18 protein-coding genes are annotated in these 14,800 nt (G+C 59.5%); 10 read left to right on the top strand and 8 right to left on the bottom strand.

The features are described from left to right. Window positions 1-153: 153 nt before the first annotated feature. Together T18_RS16175 and T18_RS16170 are read left to right on the top strand one after the other, a co-directional pair. Entirely contained in the window at window positions 154-522 is a 369-nt protein-coding gene (locus T18_RS16175; protein ID WP_003513097.1) for an ArsR/SmtB family transcription factor, read from the top strand. Continuing rightward, window positions 515-1,045 (top strand): SRPBCC family protein, encoded by a 531-nt coding sequence (locus T18_RS16170; protein ID WP_038491528.1) that lies wholly within the window; start codon window positions 515-517, stop codon window positions 1,043-1,045. The genes T18_RS16175 and T18_RS16170 overlap by 8 nt, the downstream gene beginning before the upstream one ends. Window positions 1,046-1,199: 154 nt before the next feature. Here T18_RS16170 and T18_RS16165 read toward each other — a convergent pair whose 3' ends face one another. Then, window positions 1,200-2,045 carry an aldo/keto reductase gene (locus tag T18_RS16165; RefSeq protein WP_038491525.1) on the bottom strand — a complete coding sequence of 282 codons (846 nt, stop codon included), beginning with the start codon at window positions 2,043-2,045 and terminating at the stop codon, window positions 1,200-1,202. A gap of 162 nt (window positions 2,046-2,207) precedes the next feature. Here T18_RS16165 and T18_RS16160 point away from each other — a divergent pair, with 162 nt between their 5' ends. Beyond that, entirely contained in the window at window positions 2,208-2,801 is a 594-nt protein-coding gene (locus T18_RS16160; RefSeq protein ID WP_013636470.1) for a LysE family translocator, read from the top strand. Between the two features lie 59 nt (window positions 2,802-2,860). On the opposite strand, the gene T18_RS16155 is transcribed toward T18_RS16160, so the two are convergent. The 3 genes from T18_RS16155 to T18_RS16145 are packed head-to-tail and all read right to left on the bottom strand — an operon-like array spanning window position 2,861 to window position 4,567. Next, complete coding sequence (locus T18_RS16155) at window positions 2,861-3,649, bottom strand: anti-sigma factor family protein (RefSeq protein ID WP_038491522.1); 789 nt, start codon at window positions 3,647-3,649, stop codon at window positions 2,861-2,863. Then, entirely contained in the window at window positions 3,646-4,203 is a 558-nt protein-coding gene (locus T18_RS16150; RefSeq protein ID WP_003513086.1) for an RNA polymerase sigma factor, read from the bottom strand. The genes T18_RS16155 and T18_RS16150 overlap by 4 nt, the downstream gene beginning before the upstream one ends. Next, window positions 4,187-4,567, bottom strand: a complete 381-nt coding sequence (locus T18_RS16145; RefSeq protein ID WP_075807749.1) for a hypothetical protein — start codon at window positions 4,565-4,567, stop codon at window positions 4,187-4,189. The genes T18_RS16150 and T18_RS16145 overlap by 17 nt, the downstream gene beginning before the upstream one ends. Window positions 4,568-4,700: 133 nt before the next feature. Here T18_RS16145 and T18_RS16140 point away from each other — a divergent pair, with 133 nt between their 5' ends. Both T18_RS16140 and T18_RS16135 read left to right on the top strand, forming a co-directional pair. After that, window positions 4,701-5,060, top strand: coding sequence for an ArsR/SmtB family transcription factor (locus tag T18_RS16140; protein ID WP_019565324.1), 360 nt, complete (start codon window positions 4,701-4,703; stop codon window positions 5,058-5,060). Next, window positions 5,057-5,539, top strand: coding sequence for an SRPBCC family protein (locus T18_RS16135; protein ID WP_038491519.1), 483 nt, complete (start codon window positions 5,057-5,059; stop codon window positions 5,537-5,539). The genes T18_RS16140 and T18_RS16135 overlap by 4 nt, the downstream gene beginning before the upstream one ends. A 6-nt stretch (window positions 5,540-5,545) precedes the next feature. On the opposite strand, the gene T18_RS16130 is transcribed toward T18_RS16135, so the two are convergent. Both T18_RS16130 and T18_RS16125 read right to left on the bottom strand, forming a co-directional pair. Then, window positions 5,546-6,028 (bottom strand): DUF2269 family protein, encoded by a 483-nt coding sequence (locus T18_RS16130; protein WP_038491516.1) that lies wholly within the window; start codon window positions 6,026-6,028, stop codon window positions 5,546-5,548. Further along, entirely contained in the window at window positions 6,028-7,314 is a 1,287-nt protein-coding gene (locus T18_RS16125) for an SDR family oxidoreductase (protein ID WP_038492877.1), read from the bottom strand. The genes T18_RS16130 and T18_RS16125 overlap by 1 nt, the downstream gene beginning before the upstream one ends. 124 nt (window positions 7,315-7,438) lie before the next feature. On the opposite strand from T18_RS16125, the gene T18_RS16120 reads away from it, so the two are divergent. Then, entirely contained in the window at window positions 7,439-8,566 is a 1,128-nt protein-coding gene (locus T18_RS16120; RefSeq protein WP_003513075.1) for an ATP-dependent DNA helicase, read from the top strand. 107 nt (window positions 8,567-8,673) lie between these two features. On the opposite strand, the gene T18_RS16115 is transcribed toward T18_RS16120, so the two are convergent. Continuing rightward, window positions 8,674-9,369 carry a MerR family transcriptional regulator gene (locus T18_RS16115; protein WP_003513073.1) on the bottom strand — a complete coding sequence of 232 codons (696 nt, stop codon included), beginning with the start codon at window positions 9,367-9,369 and terminating at the stop codon, window positions 8,674-8,676. A gap of 234 nt (window positions 9,370-9,603) precedes the next feature. Here T18_RS16115 and T18_RS16110 point away from each other — a divergent pair, with 234 nt between their 5' ends. Further along, entirely contained in the window at window positions 9,604-10,359 is a 756-nt protein-coding gene (locus T18_RS16110) for a pyridoxine 5'-phosphate synthase (protein ID WP_038491513.1), read from the top strand. Window positions 10,360-10,430: 71 nt separating this feature from the next. Beyond that, window positions 10,431-11,696 carry an NAD(P)/FAD-dependent oxidoreductase gene (locus tag T18_RS16105; RefSeq protein WP_046205568.1) on the top strand — a complete coding sequence of 422 codons (1,266 nt, stop codon included), beginning with the start codon at window positions 10,431-10,433 and terminating at the stop codon, window positions 11,694-11,696. Window positions 11,697-11,840: 144 nt separating this feature from the next. Here the strand turns inward: T18_RS16105 and T18_RS16100 are convergent, their stop codons facing one another. After that, complete coding sequence (locus tag T18_RS16100; RefSeq protein ID WP_003513067.1) at window positions 11,841-12,887, bottom strand: NAD(P)-dependent alcohol dehydrogenase; 1,047 nt, start codon at window positions 12,885-12,887, stop codon at window positions 11,841-11,843. Between the two features lie 187 nt (window positions 12,888-13,074). Between T18_RS16100 and T18_RS16095 the strand changes: the two genes are divergently transcribed. Continuing rightward, entirely contained in the window at window positions 13,075-13,983 is a 909-nt protein-coding gene (locus T18_RS16095) for an AraC family transcriptional regulator (protein WP_038491507.1), read from the top strand. Window positions 13,984-14,135: 152 nt separating this feature from the next. Continuing rightward, a complete protein-coding gene (locus T18_RS16090) occupies window positions 14,136-14,789 on the top strand; it encodes a TetR/AcrR family transcriptional regulator (RefSeq protein ID WP_003513063.1) in 654 nt (217 codons plus the stop codon). Window positions 14,790-14,800 lie beyond the last annotated feature (11 nt).

The raw sequence follows: 14,800 nt of genomic DNA, 5'->3' as shown, positions 1-14,800 counted from the left end.
CGGTTCGCAGGGGATGTGATCCTCCGCCTTTCGAATATCCTTGTAATACCAAGCCCGCGGTTCGCCGCGGGTTTTTTTTATGGGCTGCGCTCCGGTGAATTGATATTCAACCATATGGTTGACTTTCTAGTCTGGCGGCCTATATTCAACAACATGGTTGAATTATCTGTTCCACATCTCGACACTGTCTTTCATGCCCTTGGCGATGCGACGCGGCGCACGATGCTGCGCGATCTATCCCGTGGCGAGCGAACGGTGAGCCAGCTGGCCGAGCCGTTCGACATATCGCTGGCTGCGGCATCCAAGCACATCAAGGCGCTGGAAAACGCCGGGCTTATTCGCCGTGAGGTGAGGGGGCGTACCCATGTCTGCCGCCTTGCGCCGGAACGGTTGGCAGAGGCACATGAATGGCTGGATTTCTACCGGCAGTTCTGGAACAGCCGCCTCGATATTCTTGAGCAGATGCTCAGGGAGGATGATCAGGGAAAATCCCCTGCAGATGGAGGAAATGACAATGGCTGATATTGCAATGCCTGACGCCTATGGCCGGCTCGTCGAGCCGACAACCCTGAAGATAGAACGGCTCCTGCCGGGACCAATCGAGCGGGTCTGGGCCTATCTGACACAGAGCGAACTTCGCCGCCGGTGGCTGGCGTCCGGCGAGATGCGGCTTGCGCCCGACGCACCATTTGAACTCGTCTGGCGCAACGACGAGCTTTCCGACCCGCCGGGTAGCCGCCCGGAAGGTTTTTCCGAAGAGAACAGGATGACCTCACGCATCATCACCGTCGTTGCGCCGCATCGCCTCGTCTTCACCTGGGGTGAGAGCGCAGAGGTGTCGATCGAGCTTCAGGCTCTGGGCAAGGATGTGCTTCTGACACTGGTTCACCGCCGGCTTGCGGATCGCACGACCAAGCTCAATGTCAGCGCCGGCTGGCATGCGCATCTCGACATTCTCGCCGCCCGTCTTCAGGAAAGGGAGCCGGGGCCTTTCTGGGATAGCTGGCTGGGGCTTAAAGAGGAATATGAGCGCCGCATACCGTAACTGGGTGCAGCATGTCTGGGAGACTGACGGCGCGGTTCGCTGCGCCGTTATTGAATTGAAATGGTGCAGCCCAAAGCATCAGTTCGCAGGGCTCACACTTCGATTCAATTACTTGAGTGCCTGATTCCGAAAAACCTTTTAATGCTTTGTTAAGTCACAACATTTCCAGCGCCGTCTTGCGTGTCGGTGGAGGGAAGGCGGCATCCAGTGCGGCCCAGTCCTCATCGGTGATTTCGAGATCGGTGGCACCTCGGTTCTCCTCCACGCGTGCGGCGCTGGCGGATTTTGGAATGGCGATGACGCCTTCTCTTTCCAGAAGAAAGGCCAGTGCCAGTTGCGCAGGCGTAGCCTGATAGGCCTTGGCGATGCGGATGAGTTCGTGGTTGTTGAGGATGCGCCCCTGTTCGATTGGCGAATAGGCCATCAGCGGCACGCTGTGCCACTGACACCAGGGCAGAAGCGAAAATTCCGGTCCGCGCCGGAAGAGATTGTAGAGCACCTGATTTGCGGCGCAATTCTTACCGTCGGGAACAGCGAAAAGCTCCTCCATGTCGTCGGTGTCGAAATTCGAGACGCCCCAGTCGCCGATCTTGCCGGCTTTTTTCAGCTTTTCGAAAGCGGCCACCGTTTCGTCCAGCGGGTGATCACCACGCCAATGCAGCAGATAGAGATCGAGCCGGTCGGTGCCGAGCCTTGCGAGGCTGCGCTCGCAGGCCTCAATCGTGCCTCGGGCGCTGGCGTTCCAGGGATAGACCTTGCTGACCAGAAACACCTCGTCGCGCCGGCCGGCAATCGCCGTGCCCACCACCTCTTCGGATCGGCCGTCTGCATACATTTCGGCCGTGTCGATCAGCGTCATGCCGAGATCGATCGCCTTGCGAATGCTCTCGACTTCCTGCGGAGCCGATGATCTCATCTCGCCCATGTTCCAGGTGCCGAGGCCAAGGGCTGGTATCTCTTTTCCGGATGGCAGGGTGACGGAAGGAATGTCGTCATACATCGGTTCGCTCCAGCGGTTGTTGACGGAGAATAGCCCTTTGTTCCGACTTCTCAAACCCGGCATGAAAAGGATCGATCCATCAAAAAATTTGACTACGCCTATCGGTTGATCGGACTGGTTTGATGGTGGTTCGGCGGATAGGGTCTTTTCACAGGAGAGATCATGACTGTCGAAACCCTCGTTGCGCTGGTGCTGTTTGCCTTCACAACCTCCATCACGCCCGGCCCGAACAATATGATGCTTTTTGCCTCCGGCGTGAATTTCGGTTTCCGCCGCACGATCCCGCATATGCTGGGCATCGGGGCGGGGTTCCTGTCATTGCTGATCGGCGTCGGATTTGGGCTTGGCGCGCTGCTGCACTCCGTGCCCTTGCTCTATACCGTGCTGAAATTCGCGGGCGGACTTTATCTCGTCTGGATCGCGTGGAAGATCGGCACGTCCCGCAGCCTGAACGAGGGTGCTGCCGCATCGGTGCCGATGAGCTTTCTTGCCGCCGCAGCCTTTCAGTGGGTCAATCCCAAGGCTTGGGTAATGGCCGTGACCGCGATGGCGACCTATACGGATGAGCGGCAATATCTCGTCACCGTTTTGATCGTCGGCGTGGTTTTCGCCGCCGTCAATCTTCCCAGCGTTTCGACCTGGGCGGGCTTCGGCTCGGCCCTGCGCGACTGGCTTTCTGTTCCCGTGCGGCTCAAATGGTTCAACATCACCATGGCCGTCCTTCTCGTCGTCAGCCTCTGGCCGATGTTGAAATAGGGGGTCTCCCTTCATCCCTGTGCCTGTCGCATGGATGTGGGGTGGGGGTATAGGTTATTCTACGCAGGGAACTGGCGGTAACATTCCTCGGCGATCTTCTGCACCTCGGCGCGCGTCAGCTCGGCAGAAACCGCATAGCCCAGTTCGTTGTCGATCCAGTAAAAGGTCTCGACGCCATCGGCGCTCGCCATGCGGAAGCTGGTGGTGCGGTTTTCCTCGTTGTGGCCGACCAGCACCGTTACCCGGCGGCCGGTCTTGTCCTGATACATCAGCATCGCCCCTGGCTTGCCGCTGACGGGGATCAGGCGCCCGCCGACGAGATCATATCCGATCTTGGAAAGATCGGGGATGGCGAAGGGATAACCGAGCCTTTTGCCGAGCCATGTTGCAAGGTGCTGCTGCTGTTCGGCTCCAACTTCAACGGGGTGGCGCACCTCGCTTGCATAGATGAGATAGGCCGATTTCGCCTGCGCGGGAATGTCAGTCGTCAACGATGCCAGAACCACGTCCTGCGGCGTGGCGAGCGGCGGCGGCACAAGCCTTCCGGCTGCGGCACCTGCCGCGAAGATCAGCAACACAGCTGCCGTTCGCAGAAGAACCGGTTTCAGCCGCCACGCGGGTGCCTGTTTTCTTTCGGCAAGCATCGCGGTGTCGTGCGGATGTTCGGCGGCATAGGCGGCGAATGCGGCTCGCAGGGTTTCAGCCTGTTTTTTCCAGTCTTCCACACGCTCCCGCTCCTGCGGCCTTTCGGTCAGCCAGGCCTCGACAGCCGCGCGGTCGTCGTCGGACAAAAGCCCATCGACATAAGCGTGCAGATCGTCTTCGGTAATGGCATCGGGCCTTTTCATCGTGGTCTCCGCAGGGGAATGATATTGTCCGCCGCCAGGTGCTGGCGCAGGGTTTCGCGGGCGCGGGAAAGTCTGGACATGACGGTACCCACCGGGATCGACAATGTCTCGGCTGCCTCCTGATAGCTATAGCCTTCCACCGTCACCAGCATCAGCACCGCCCGCATCTCTGGCGAAAGCAGCCCGAGCGCGACGTGCAGCCTATCGTTTTCCAGCGTGTCGCCGAGTGTGTCGGCAACGGCCAGGCTCTCATGGCCGTCGAGACTTTCGGACGGGTGACGTTTCGCGGCGCGGTGGCGGTTGCGATAAAGATTCGTCATTATCGCGTAAGCCCATGATTTCAAAGCCGTTCCGTGCCATTGCCTCTTGTTGGTCAGCGCCTTTTCCACGCAGTCCTGCAAAAGGTCCTCGCCATCGGCGTCGGAGCGGGAAAGGCTGCGGGAATAACGCCGCAGCATGGGTATCAGCGCCAGCATCTCCGCCTCGAAGGAGCCGGCTGCGGGGGAGAGGCTCCCCCGCGTCTTGCCATTCATGCCATCATGGTTTTGCGGCATCCCATACACCGTTCATACCGTCGCCGGTTGCATCGCCTTTTTTCATGTCCTTGGCCCAGTAGTAGAGCGGCATGCCGTCCTTTGCCCACTGCATCTTGCCGTCCTTGCGCGTCACGAGAGAATAGGCGCCTTCGGCCTTGTCGCCAGTGGCCGCGAAGAACGGCGGCCAGTTGGTGGCGCACTTGTCATAACAATTGGATACGCCCTTCTTGTCGTTCTTGAAAGTGTAGAGCGTCATGCCTTTTTCGCCCGCAAGCACATTGCCTTTGGCGGTCTTGACCGTTTCGACCGCGGGTGCCGCATAGGCCGTTCCGGCAAATGCCAGAACGAGGGCGGGAACGATAAAGCGGATTTTCATGGACATATCCTCCTTGGTTCGGGCGGCTTCTGCCGCCAGCACATCAAAAGACACCGCAGGTCACCACTTTATTCCCTCCGCCGGTGCGATTTTTAAACTTATCCGTTGAGCTAAGTGTTTCGCCGTGATAGTTAGCCTTATGGATAACTATTCAGCCCCACTTGACGATATCTTTCAGTCCCTTGCCGATCCGACACGACGGGCCGTGCTTTTGCGGTTGGGCAGCGGGGATGCGAGCGTCGGCACGCTTGCGGAACCTTTCGCCATGGCCCTGCCGTCGTTCATGAAACATATCCGCCAGCTGGAAGGAGCGGGGTTGATCGTGACGCGCAAGCAGGGCCGGGTGCGGTTCTGCTCGCTGGAGAAACAACGGTTTTCAATGATCGAGGGCTGGCTTTCGCAACAGCATGCCATCTGGGAAGGCCGGACGGACCGGCTTGAACAGTTCGTCATGGCGCAACAGGACAGAACCTCCGATAAAGGGGAGAATGACAAATGACCGACACTTTCAATCCCGATCTCGACCTGAAGATTTCAAGGATCATCAGGGCGCCGCGCCAGCTGGTCTGGAACGCCTGGGTCGACAAAAACAGCCTCGAACAGTGGTGGGTGCCGCATCCCGGCAAATGCCGTGTCGAGAAAATGGAGCTTTTCCCCGGCGGCGCTTTCGAGACCCGCTACAGCGAAGACGGTAAGGCATTTGGCGATCACATAAGCGGATGTTTCCTGGCGGTGGATCATGAGGAGCGTCTGGTCTTCACCGATGCACTGACTTCAGGCTTTCGCCCGTCCGCGCGCCCATTCCTCACCGCGGTGATGAGTTTTCGCGATCATCCTGAAGGCATGGAGTACGTGGCCTATGCCATGCACAGAAATTCTGGGGATCGCGACAAGCATGCGGAGATGGGCTTTTTCGATGGCTGGAACACGGTTGCCGAGCAACTGGCGCAGCTTGTCGAAAGACAGGCGGTCAATTGAGGCGCATCAACCGAACAGGGCGATATCCGGCTTGGTCAGCATCAGCCAGATGATGCCGAGAACCGCGAAGAAAGCCGGAAAACCGCAGGCAAACCAGATGCGGTAGAGACGGAACCATTGCGGCGGCAGGGCCTCGTCCGCAGCGACACAATCGCGGGCGATGTCGCGCATTTTGATCTGGATCCACACTACCGGCAGCCAGAAAATGCCGGTGAAGACATAAAGGCAGAGCGAAAGGGCGATCCAGCCTTCGCTCAGCGGCCAGCCGATGATGCGGGCGAGGAAGTAGCCGGTGACCGGCTGGATGATCGCCGCCGTGGCGGTAAAGATGGTGTCGGCGATGACGACCGTGCCCGAAACATGGGCGATCAGCGCTGGGTTTGCCGTCCGCCGCGCCATCACCATGAAAAACGCTATGCCAGCCCCGGTGCCGAACAGCACGGTTGCGCCGATGATATGGGCGAGCCGCAGAAGGTCTTCAGGTGTCATCAGCGTTCATCCAATGTGGCAAGGGCGACAAGTGTCAGGGCGATGGAGGGCAGGACCTTGACGAGGGGGCCGAGCGGATCGAGCCACAGACCCGGCTCCAGCAGACTGCCACCAGTCAGATAGGCGGCGGTGACCAGGAGCATGGAGACCAGCGCTTTTCTGGCAAGCGGTCTTATCAGGACGGTGGCGCCCAGGGCGATATCGATGATGCAGGTGGCGAGTGTGAGGGTGACGGCCGGCACTTGCGGCATGAAGGGCAGGAAATGCGCCGCCGAGCTGTCGATATCAAGCAGCGGTACGAGGCCGGACAATAACCAGAACAGCGACAGGCAGAGAATGAGGACGGGTTTGAGCAGATATGATCTGGCAAACCACAGGTCCTGCACGCCGGAAGGGTGAGCTGCCAGCGTGTCCCTCAAGCTCTTAAGCGACGTCGTCGCTTTTGGCGCGCTGTTCTCCGTCACGATACCTTCCGACATCACCCTCATGGCGGTTGAGCGCAACGGCGACCGCCAGCCGAGTTTTCCCGCAATATCCGCCGTGAGGGCGACTGGGCGCATGAAGGCAGCCGGAAGATTTAGCGCGGGAGCAGGGGCGAGGCCGAGCCATTGCCGGTGCGCAGCGATCACGCCTTGCAATGTCAGCGTTTCGTTTGCTGCCAGCTCGATATCGCTACCTGACGGGATTTCGCCATCTATTGCCGCGCTGACTGCCAACGCGACATCTTCGACTGCGACGGTCTGTACAGGCATCTTGCCGTTTACGAGCGGTACAGCGAAGGGGAAGCTTGCAAGCGCGCGCACGAGTGCTGTGCCGCCATGGGCGTTGCGCCCGACAACCAGTGCGGGGCGGAGAATGACAAAGCGCAGGCCGCTTGCAGCAAGTGCCACATCGGCTCGGCGTTTGGTGGCGAGGAAGGGCAGTTGGGAAGCGGCTCCGGAAGTGCGGGCCGATATCTGGGTCACCAGTTTGTCGCCCGCATCTACCGCTGCCTGGTAGAGCGCCAGCATCGCTTTTTCCTGCGTCGCGGCAAGATCATCCGACAGGCCGTTCTGAAGCGCACCTGCGCAATTGACGATGGCGTCATGGTCGCTAACGAGTGCCGCCCAGTCGGCAGCGCTGGTCATACGCGAGAGATCGGCGGGAACCCAGCTGGCGAAAGGCCATTTATCTTTAGCTCGCGCAATGATGCGAGCCAGCCCAGTAACGGTGTGACCTTTGCCGTGAAGGCTGCGGATCACTTCGGAACCGATGAAACCCGTTGCGCCCAGAATCAATATCTTCATGCGCGGCATGATACCCGCCATGGTTTAAAAACCAGCCGTGTTTTATTGCCGCATTCTGATGGTGTGATTCATCTTTCGTTCTTTTTCTGTTGCGCACGGTGCTCGAATCCTGCGATGAGGGCGCATGTTATTTTCACCGCAACAGGACGAAGCGCTCAAGGCTGTTTCCCGCTGGCTGAAGGAAGGCCGGACGCCGGTTTTTCGGTTGTTCGGTTATGCCGGAACCGGCAAGACGACGCTTGCCAAACATTTCGCGGAAAATGTCGATGGCGAAGTGCTGTTTGCGGCCTTCACCGGCAAGGCGGCGCAGGTGCTGCGCTCGCGCGGGGCGACCAATGCCCGCACCATCCATTCGCTGATCTACCGCCCGCGCGGCGAAGAGACCGTGGAAGACGAGGAGACCGGCAAGACCTCGGTCGCGCCAATGTTTTCCATCAACCGCCAGAGCCCGCTCGCCAAGGCGGCACTCATCATCATCGATGAATGTTCGATGGTGGATGAGCAGCTCGGCAAGGATCTGATGAGCTTCGGCACGCCTATCCTGGTGCTCGGCGATCCCGGGCAGTTGCCGCCAGTTTCAGGCGGTGGCTTCTTCACGGAGCAGGAGCCTGATTACCTGCTCTCCGAAATTCATCGGCAGGCCAAGGACAATCCCATCATCCACCTTGCCATGGATGTGCGGGAAGGCCGCGAGATCATGCGTGGCGATTACGGTGCCGCGCAGGTGATTTCCAAGTCCGAGGTGACACAGTCGCTCGTGCTCGATGCCGATCAGGTGCTCGTCGGCACAAATCGCACGCGACGCCGTTATAACCAGCGGCTTCGCGAGCTGAAGGGATTTACGGCCGATTATCCGCAATCCGGCGACAAGCTGGTTTGCTTGAGGAACGATCCGGCCAAGGGCCTGCTGAACGGCTCTCTCTGGCAGGTCATGAGTTCGTCGCGCGAGACGGTGAAACCCGGCATCAACCTGATGATCCGGCCTGAAGACGACGATATGGATCGGGGCGCGGCCAAGATCAAATTGCTGAAGGCGGCTTTCGAGGATGTGGAAACGGAAATTCCGTGGACCACCCGCAAGCGTTATGACGAGTTCGATTTCGGCTATGCGCTGACCGTGCACAAGGCGCAGGGTTCGCAGTGGAACAATGTGGTTCTCTTTGACGAGAGCTATGCCTTCCGCGATTCGCGCGAGCGGTGGCTTTACACCGCCATCACCCGCGCCGCAGAAACACTCACAATCGTTCGCTGAGATAGAGCATTTCCGGTGAATAGCGGGACACCTTCAATGCTCCATTTCTTTTGTCTGCGCATTGTCCGGACGGAAAACCGCTGTGCAGTATTCGTGGAAATGTTCTGTCAGGCGCGGATGACGCCCAGCAGAACCGCTTTGGCGACCGCCTGAAAGCGGTTGCTTGCACTGAACTTGCCGATGATCTTCGCCTCCAGTTCGTTGAGGTCGTTACCTGAAAGGCCGAGAGCGCGCGCGAGCCTTACCGGGGCGTACCCCTCCGCCATCAATTCCAGGCATTTTCGCTCGTTGTCTGTCAGCGCGATATCCTTGCCCGGTCCCCGCTCAGCCGCGTCGAGGCCATCAGTATCGTTATCGGTGGCGAGCAGTTCCTCGATCTGCTGGGCCTGGCGCTGAAGCGTGGAGCGTTCCGCGGTCAGTTCTCTTTTTCGCTGCCGCAGCGCGGAGTGGAATATCTCGTCCGCTTCTTCCTGCGAGAGAGAGCGGGCAAGTTTTTCCATGATGTCTGTAATGGCTGCGACGGAAATGCCGACTTCGCGACAGACATTTATCACCGCCATGCGTTGCACGTTGCGGTGGGAATAAACCCGCATCTGGCCGATGCGTTTCGAGGTCAGCAGCGCCTTTTCTTCGTAAAAATGCAGGGTCCGGTGCGTTACGCCGAAAATGTTGGCCATGTCGGCGATGGGAACCGGTTCGGCGGGCAGGGAGGAGGGCAGGCTTATATCCGGTAAAAAGCTGCTGATCCTTAGATTGGGTTTGTCCTCGTCGCCGTGTTCAAACGGCATCCTGCCATTCTGCATCGTTTCCCCCTTCGCGCGTTTTGACAGTGTGCCTGCTTTTTATGGCATTCGTTACTTGTTCCCCACCGCAGACCTGTCTTCTGATCAAGACATTTTGCCGATGCTGCATGAGAACCGTAACCTGTATTGCCTGCTTTCGTTCCCGTATCCTTAAAAAATTTTATCGGCCTCCTTGCGGTCGGCGTCAACCTGCGTGAAACAGGATGTCAATTCCGAACCGGAGCCTCGACTGTCATGCCCGCAAAACTTTCCGTCAATCTGAACGCAATTGCCATGCTGCGCAACCGTCGCGATCTCCCATGGCCGGATGTCGCGCATTTCGGGCATATTGCACTCGCTGCGGGTGCTAGCGGGCTGACTGTACACCCTCGACCGGACCAGCGCCATATCCGCTTTTCGGACCTGCCGGTGCTGCGTGCGCTCATCGATGACAGTTTCCCAAGTGCGGAATTCAACATCGAAGGTTATCCGACGGAGGATTTTCTAGTTCTGTGCGAACAGACCCAGCCTGAGCAGGTGACGCTGGTGCCCGACGATCCGTCGCAGGCGACATCAGACCATGGCTGGGATTTCCGCAAGCACGCGGTTTTCCTGAGAGAAGCCGTTGGGCGCCTGAAGGCTGGCGGTATGCGGGTTTCGCTTTTTGCCGATGGTGACGGCGAGCGCGAAGCGGTGGAGCTGGCGGCTGAGACGGGTGCTACCCGCATCGAGCTCTATACCGGTCCCTATGGCGGCTGTTTTGACGATCCGCAAAAGGGTGACGCGCTTCTGGAAAAACTCGGACAGACGGCGGACTACGCCGCAGCGCTCGGGCTTGCCGTCAATGCCGGGCACGACCTGATTGTAGCAAACCTGCCCAAGCTTATGAAACGTATACCTTATCTTGCAGAGGTCTCCATCGGTCACGGGTTGACGGCGGATGCGCTGGAATATGGCATGGCTGAAACAGTCCGGCGTTTTTGTCGCGCCTGCGGTCAGGCTATTTCATAACCAAAGTCAATTTTTTTGCCTATAATCTGCTTGCGCATGCTCCGTGCGCGAGCTTTTAAAGGCAGAGACACATGCAAGAACATCACGTTGTCGTCGTGGGTGGAGGCTTCGGCGGCTTACAAATGGTACACGGGCTGGAGGGGGCCCCTGTCCGCATCACATTGATTGACCGCCGCAACCATCATCTATTTCAGCCATTGCTTTATCAGGTTGCGACGACGGCTCTTGCGACATCCGAAATCGCCTGGCCGATCCGCCATCTTTACCGCGACCGCAAGGAAGTGACGACGCTGCTTGCGGAAGTGAACGGCGTAGACCGTGACGCCCGCACCGTGCATCTGAGTTCCGGTCAGGTCATCGGCTTCGATACGCTGGTGCTGGCCACCGGCGCCCGTCATGCCTATTTCGGCCGTGACGAATGGGAGCGTGCCGCTCCCGGCCTCAAGACGCTCGAGGATGCAACGACGATCCGCCGCCGCCTGCTTCTGGCTTTCGAGCGTGCGGAACTTGCCACCAGCGAAGAGGAACGGCAGGCGCAGCTGACCTTCGTCATCATCGGGGCAGGCCCGACGGGCGTGGAAATGGCGGGCATGATCGCCGAGCTTGCCCACAAGGCGCTGCCGCCGGAATTCCGCAACGTGGATACCAGAAAGAGCCGCGTGCTGCTTGTCGAGGCAGGTCCGCGCGTTCTGCCGGTTTTCACGGACGATCTTTCCGCCTATGCCAAGCAGGCGCTTGAAAAGCTCGGCGTCGAGGTTCTGCTCGGCACACCGGTGACGGCCTGCACCGATGAGGGCGTGACGGTGGGTGAGACCTTTTATCCGTGCCGCACGGTGGTCTGGGCCGCCGGCGTGCAGGCGTCTCCCGCTGCAAAGTGGCTGAATGCTGCTGCCGACAGGGCGGGACGCGCTGTCGTCGGGCCGCATCTCAATCTGGAAGACGACCCCAATATCTTCGTCATCGGCGATACGGCCGCCGTCAATCAGGAAAACGGCAAACCGGTGCCGGGCATTGCGCCTGCAGCCAAGCAGCAGGGCGCCCATGTGGCAAAGGTCATCAAGGCGCGGCTATCCGGAGAGCCGGAGCCCGCGCCGTTCCGCTACAGCCATCAGGGTAATCTGGCGACAATCGGCAAACGCGCGGCGGTGATCGATTTCGGCAGGTTCAAGCTCAAGGGCGTGCTTGCATGGTGGATCTGGGGGCTTGCCCATATCTATTTCCTGATCGGAACGCGCTCGCGGCTGGCCGTGGCGTGGAGCTGGCTGTGGATTTACCTCAGCGGCCAGCACAGCGCGCGGCTGATCACCCAGAAAGAGACGTTGAAGGACGAGGCCTGAGGGCAGGGCGGGTAAAGGAAAGCGCGGGAAGCATTGGCTTCCCGCGCTTGCTTATGGTCAGTGCGCCAAACCACTTCTCCGTCACGCCGTATTAAGTGCGGGGTGACGGAGTGCGGATGTGGCGAGCTTGTGCCAATCTAGGGCTCAAGCGTCGAGCGATGCCATGTCGATGACGAAGCGGTAGCGAACGTCGCTCTTCAGCACGCGCTCATAGGCTTCGTTGACATCCTGGATGTTGATCGTTTCGATCTCCGAGACGATGTCATGCTCGCCGCAGAAATCCAGCATTTCCTGGGTTTCCTTGATCGAGCCGATCATCGAGCCGGAGAGGCTCTTCGCACCGATGATGAGCGAGAAGGCGTGGACCGGGATCGCATGTTCCGGTGCACCGACCACGACCATGCTGCCCTTGGGCTTCAGGAGGCCGAGATAGGCGTTCCAGTCGATTGCGACACCTGCCGTGCAGATGATCAGGTCGAAGGTGCCGGCCAGCTTTTCGAAGGTCGAGGCGTCGCTGGTGGCGTAATATTCCTTCGCGCCGAGCTTCAGTCCGTCTTCCTTCTTAGACAGGGTCTGGGAAAGAACTGTGACATCCGCGCCCATGGCAGCGCCGAGCTTGACGCCCATGTGGCCAAGACCACCCATGCCGACGATTGCGACCTTCTGACCGGGACCGGCGTTCCAGCGGCGCAGCGGCGAGTAGAGCGTGATGCCTGCGCATAGAAGCGGCGCGGAAGCGTCGAGCGGCAGGTTGTCCGGGATCGACAGGACATAACCTTCCTTGACGACGATCGAGTCGGAATAACCGCCATGGGTGGCTGTCTTCGTATTCGGATCGACATCGTTATAGGTCTGGACGAGGCCGGGCATGTAGTGTTCGTTGTCGAGGTCGCGGGTGGCGCAACCGACGCAGGAATCGACGAAGCAGCCAACGCCGACATGATCGCCGACCTTGAATTTCGTGACCTTGGAGCCAACGGCTTTCACGACACCGGCAATCTCATGGCCGGGAACGATCGGGAAGACGGCATTCTTCCATTCGTTGCGGACGGTGTGGATGTCCGAGTGGCAGATGCCGGCATATTTGATATCGATGACAACGTCGTCATCGTTAGGCTCGCGGCGTTCGAAGGTGAACGGGGTAAGCGGCTTCGACGCATCGGTCGCAGCATAACCTCTTGCAATGGCCATCTGAATATCCTTTCGGGAGTTGGGGACGGCGGAATATGCAATGGAAGGGTGCCGCGGCGTTAGAGCGATCCTCCGAGCTTTTTGCACGATCCTGCAAAAAATTGCGGTGGGCTATTTGCGGAAACTGGCCCGGCTTTCTAGATAATGCAAACAGATACGCTGCTTCCTTCCCTAAAGGGTTTCCCAGATGACCATGCCGTTCAATCTCTATCAGGAGATCGCCTCCATCGCCGCACGGCATGCCACCCGCGATGGCGAGGTCCAGACGGCAATCGAAACCCTCGGCATCAGCCGCCGGTCCACACCCAGCGCGCCGTGCCACGGCAGCTATCGTCCCTGTTTGGCAATGGTGATCCAGGGGTCGAAAAGCGTTCAGCTGGGAACGGACACCATCAATTACGGGGCCGGCGACTATCTTCTGACCTCGCTCGACCTGCCGGTTGCCTGGCGTGTGGTGGAAGCAAGCGAGGAAGTACCGCATTTTTGCATCGGGCTTGCGATCGACAGCGAAAAGCTGCTCGACCTTATGAGCCGCATGCCGATCGAGCGGCCTCAGGAGCCGGTGAGCGGCCAGCGCGGCATCGTGGTGAACGCCGCCACACCGGAGCTGCTTGATGCGGCCATCCGGCTGATGCGCCTGCTTGACCGCCCGGCGGACATTGCGGCCATGGCGCCGCTGATCGAGCAGGAAATCCTCTATCGAATCCTGACGGGACCAGCGGGTGGGCAGCTGATGAACATCGTCGCTGCCGGAAGCCACGGCAATCGGATTGCCCGCGCCATCGCCTGGCTGCGCGAGAATTTCGCGCGCCAGCTGCGTATCGAGGAACTTGCGGAGCATATCGGCATGAGCGTGTCGTCTTTCCATCACCATTTCAAGACGATCACGGCCATGACGCCCATTCAGTACCAGAAGCAGCTGCGGCTGCATGAGGCGCGCCGGCTGATGCTGCTGGAGCGCTTGGATGCAGGCACGGCCGGCCATCGTGTCGGTTACCAGAGCCCTTCGCAGTTCAGCCGGGAATACAGCCGCTTTTACGGGATGTCGCCCTCACGCGACGTCGACGCCTCGCGTGAGATAAGCGCGTCCGGATAAAGCGGCATTATGGTGCGGCGCATCCTGCTGCCGCATCGCGTCAATTCGTACATCACTGTGAAGAAAGCGCTTGACGGGCAAGCTGCCTCCGCTTAAATGGCGCTCGAACCGTACCGTACGGTACATTAATCGAGCCTCTGGAGTGGAAATAAGTGGCCTCCGACCCGATCACAGCGCAGGAATTTTCGCCGCGCCAGAACGCCGTTCTGGATCAGGCATTGCGTCTTCTGGTCGAGGGTGGCGAGAAAGCGCTGACGACCTCTGGTCTTGCGCGCGCGGCCAACTGTTCCAAGGAAAGCCTCTACAAATGGTTTGGCGACCGGGACGGCCTGCTGGCTGCGATGATCACCTTCCAGCAGAGCAAGGTTCGCACCTTCGAGAAGGCGGGCGACCGCGTGTCTGCGCCGCAGCTTGCCGATCATCTCGAGGTTTTCGCACATGATCTGCTTGATGTGCTGGCGGGCGATGTGTCGTTGGCGCTCAACCGTCTGGCGATAGGGCAGGCGAGCCGTGATGGTTCCAAGCTTGGCGATCTTCTTCTGGAACGTGGCCGTCGCCAGATCGACCGCCGCGCCCGCGGGTTGATCGAGGCGGGTCGCCGTTCGGGTTACCTGCGTTTCGATGACGCCGAAGAGGCGTATCGCAGTTTTTACGGCCTCATCGTTTCGGATCTGCATGTGCGCATGCTGCTGGGCGAGGCGCCTGACAAGGATTTTTCCGCCCGGGCAAAGAAGGCGGTGGTCGCCTTTCTAACACTCTACGGCACGGAAAAGGTACATTCGGAACTGGGCGGCAAGGTCGCCTGAGGTTCCGGTTC

Origin of the sequence: Rhizobium sp. TBD182 (assembly GCF_001950375.1) — a bacterium.
Taxonomy (GTDB): domain Bacteria; phylum Pseudomonadota; class Alphaproteobacteria; order Rhizobiales; family Rhizobiaceae; genus Agrobacterium; species Agrobacterium tumefaciens.
This window is presented reverse-complemented; position numbering and strand designations above follow the sequence as displayed.

What these genes read in the sequence shown, in the direction of transcription:
- T18_RS16175 (WP_003513097.1), top strand. Translation starts at nt 154, where the DNA reads ATGGTTGAATTATCTGTTCCACATCTCGACACTGTCTTTCATGCCCTT.
- T18_RS16170 (WP_038491528.1), top strand. Translation starts at nt 515, where the DNA reads ATGGCTGATATTGCAATGCCTGACGCCTATGGCCGGCTCGTCGAGCCG.
- T18_RS16165 (WP_038491525.1), bottom strand. Translation starts at nt 2,045, where the DNA reads ATGTATGACGACATTCCTTCCGTCACCCTGCCATCCGGAAAAGAGATA.
- T18_RS16160 (WP_013636470.1), top strand. Translation starts at nt 2,208, where the DNA reads ATGACTGTCGAAACCCTCGTTGCGCTGGTGCTGTTTGCCTTCACAACC.
- T18_RS16155 (WP_038491522.1), bottom strand. Translation starts at nt 3,649, where the DNA reads ATGAAAAGGCCCGATGCCATTACCGAAGACGATCTGCACGCTTATGTC.
- T18_RS16150 (WP_003513086.1), bottom strand. Translation starts at nt 4,203, where the DNA reads ATGCCGCAAAACCATGATGGCATGAATGGCAAGACGCGGGGGAGCCTC.
- T18_RS16145 (WP_075807749.1), bottom strand. Translation starts at nt 4,567, where the DNA reads ATGTCCATGAAAATCCGCTTTATCGTTCCCGCCCTCGTTCTGGCATTT.
- T18_RS16140 (WP_019565324.1), top strand. Translation starts at nt 4,701, where the DNA reads ATGGATAACTATTCAGCCCCACTTGACGATATCTTTCAGTCCCTTGCC.
- T18_RS16135 (WP_038491519.1), top strand. Translation starts at nt 5,057, where the DNA reads ATGACCGACACTTTCAATCCCGATCTCGACCTGAAGATTTCAAGGATC.
- T18_RS16130 (WP_038491516.1), bottom strand. Translation starts at nt 6,028, where the DNA reads ATGACACCTGAAGACCTTCTGCGGCTCGCCCATATCATCGGCGCAACC.
- T18_RS16125 (WP_038492877.1), bottom strand. Translation starts at nt 7,314, where the DNA reads ATGAAGATATTGATTCTGGGCGCAACGGGTTTCATCGGTTCCGAAGTG.
- T18_RS16120 (WP_003513075.1), top strand. Translation starts at nt 7,439, where the DNA reads ATGTTATTTTCACCGCAACAGGACGAAGCGCTCAAGGCTGTTTCCCGC.
- T18_RS16115 (WP_003513073.1), bottom strand. Translation starts at nt 9,369, where the DNA reads ATGCAGAATGGCAGGATGCCGTTTGAACACGGCGACGAGGACAAACCC.
- T18_RS16110 (WP_038491513.1), top strand. Translation starts at nt 9,604, where the DNA reads ATGCCCGCAAAACTTTCCGTCAATCTGAACGCAATTGCCATGCTGCGC.
- T18_RS16105 (WP_046205568.1), top strand. Translation starts at nt 10,431, where the DNA reads ATGCAAGAACATCACGTTGTCGTCGTGGGTGGAGGCTTCGGCGGCTTA.
- T18_RS16100 (WP_003513067.1), bottom strand. Translation starts at nt 12,887, where the DNA reads ATGGCCATTGCAAGAGGTTATGCTGCGACCGATGCGTCGAAGCCGCTT.
- T18_RS16095 (WP_038491507.1), top strand. Translation starts at nt 13,075, where the DNA reads ATGACCATGCCGTTCAATCTCTATCAGGAGATCGCCTCCATCGCCGCA.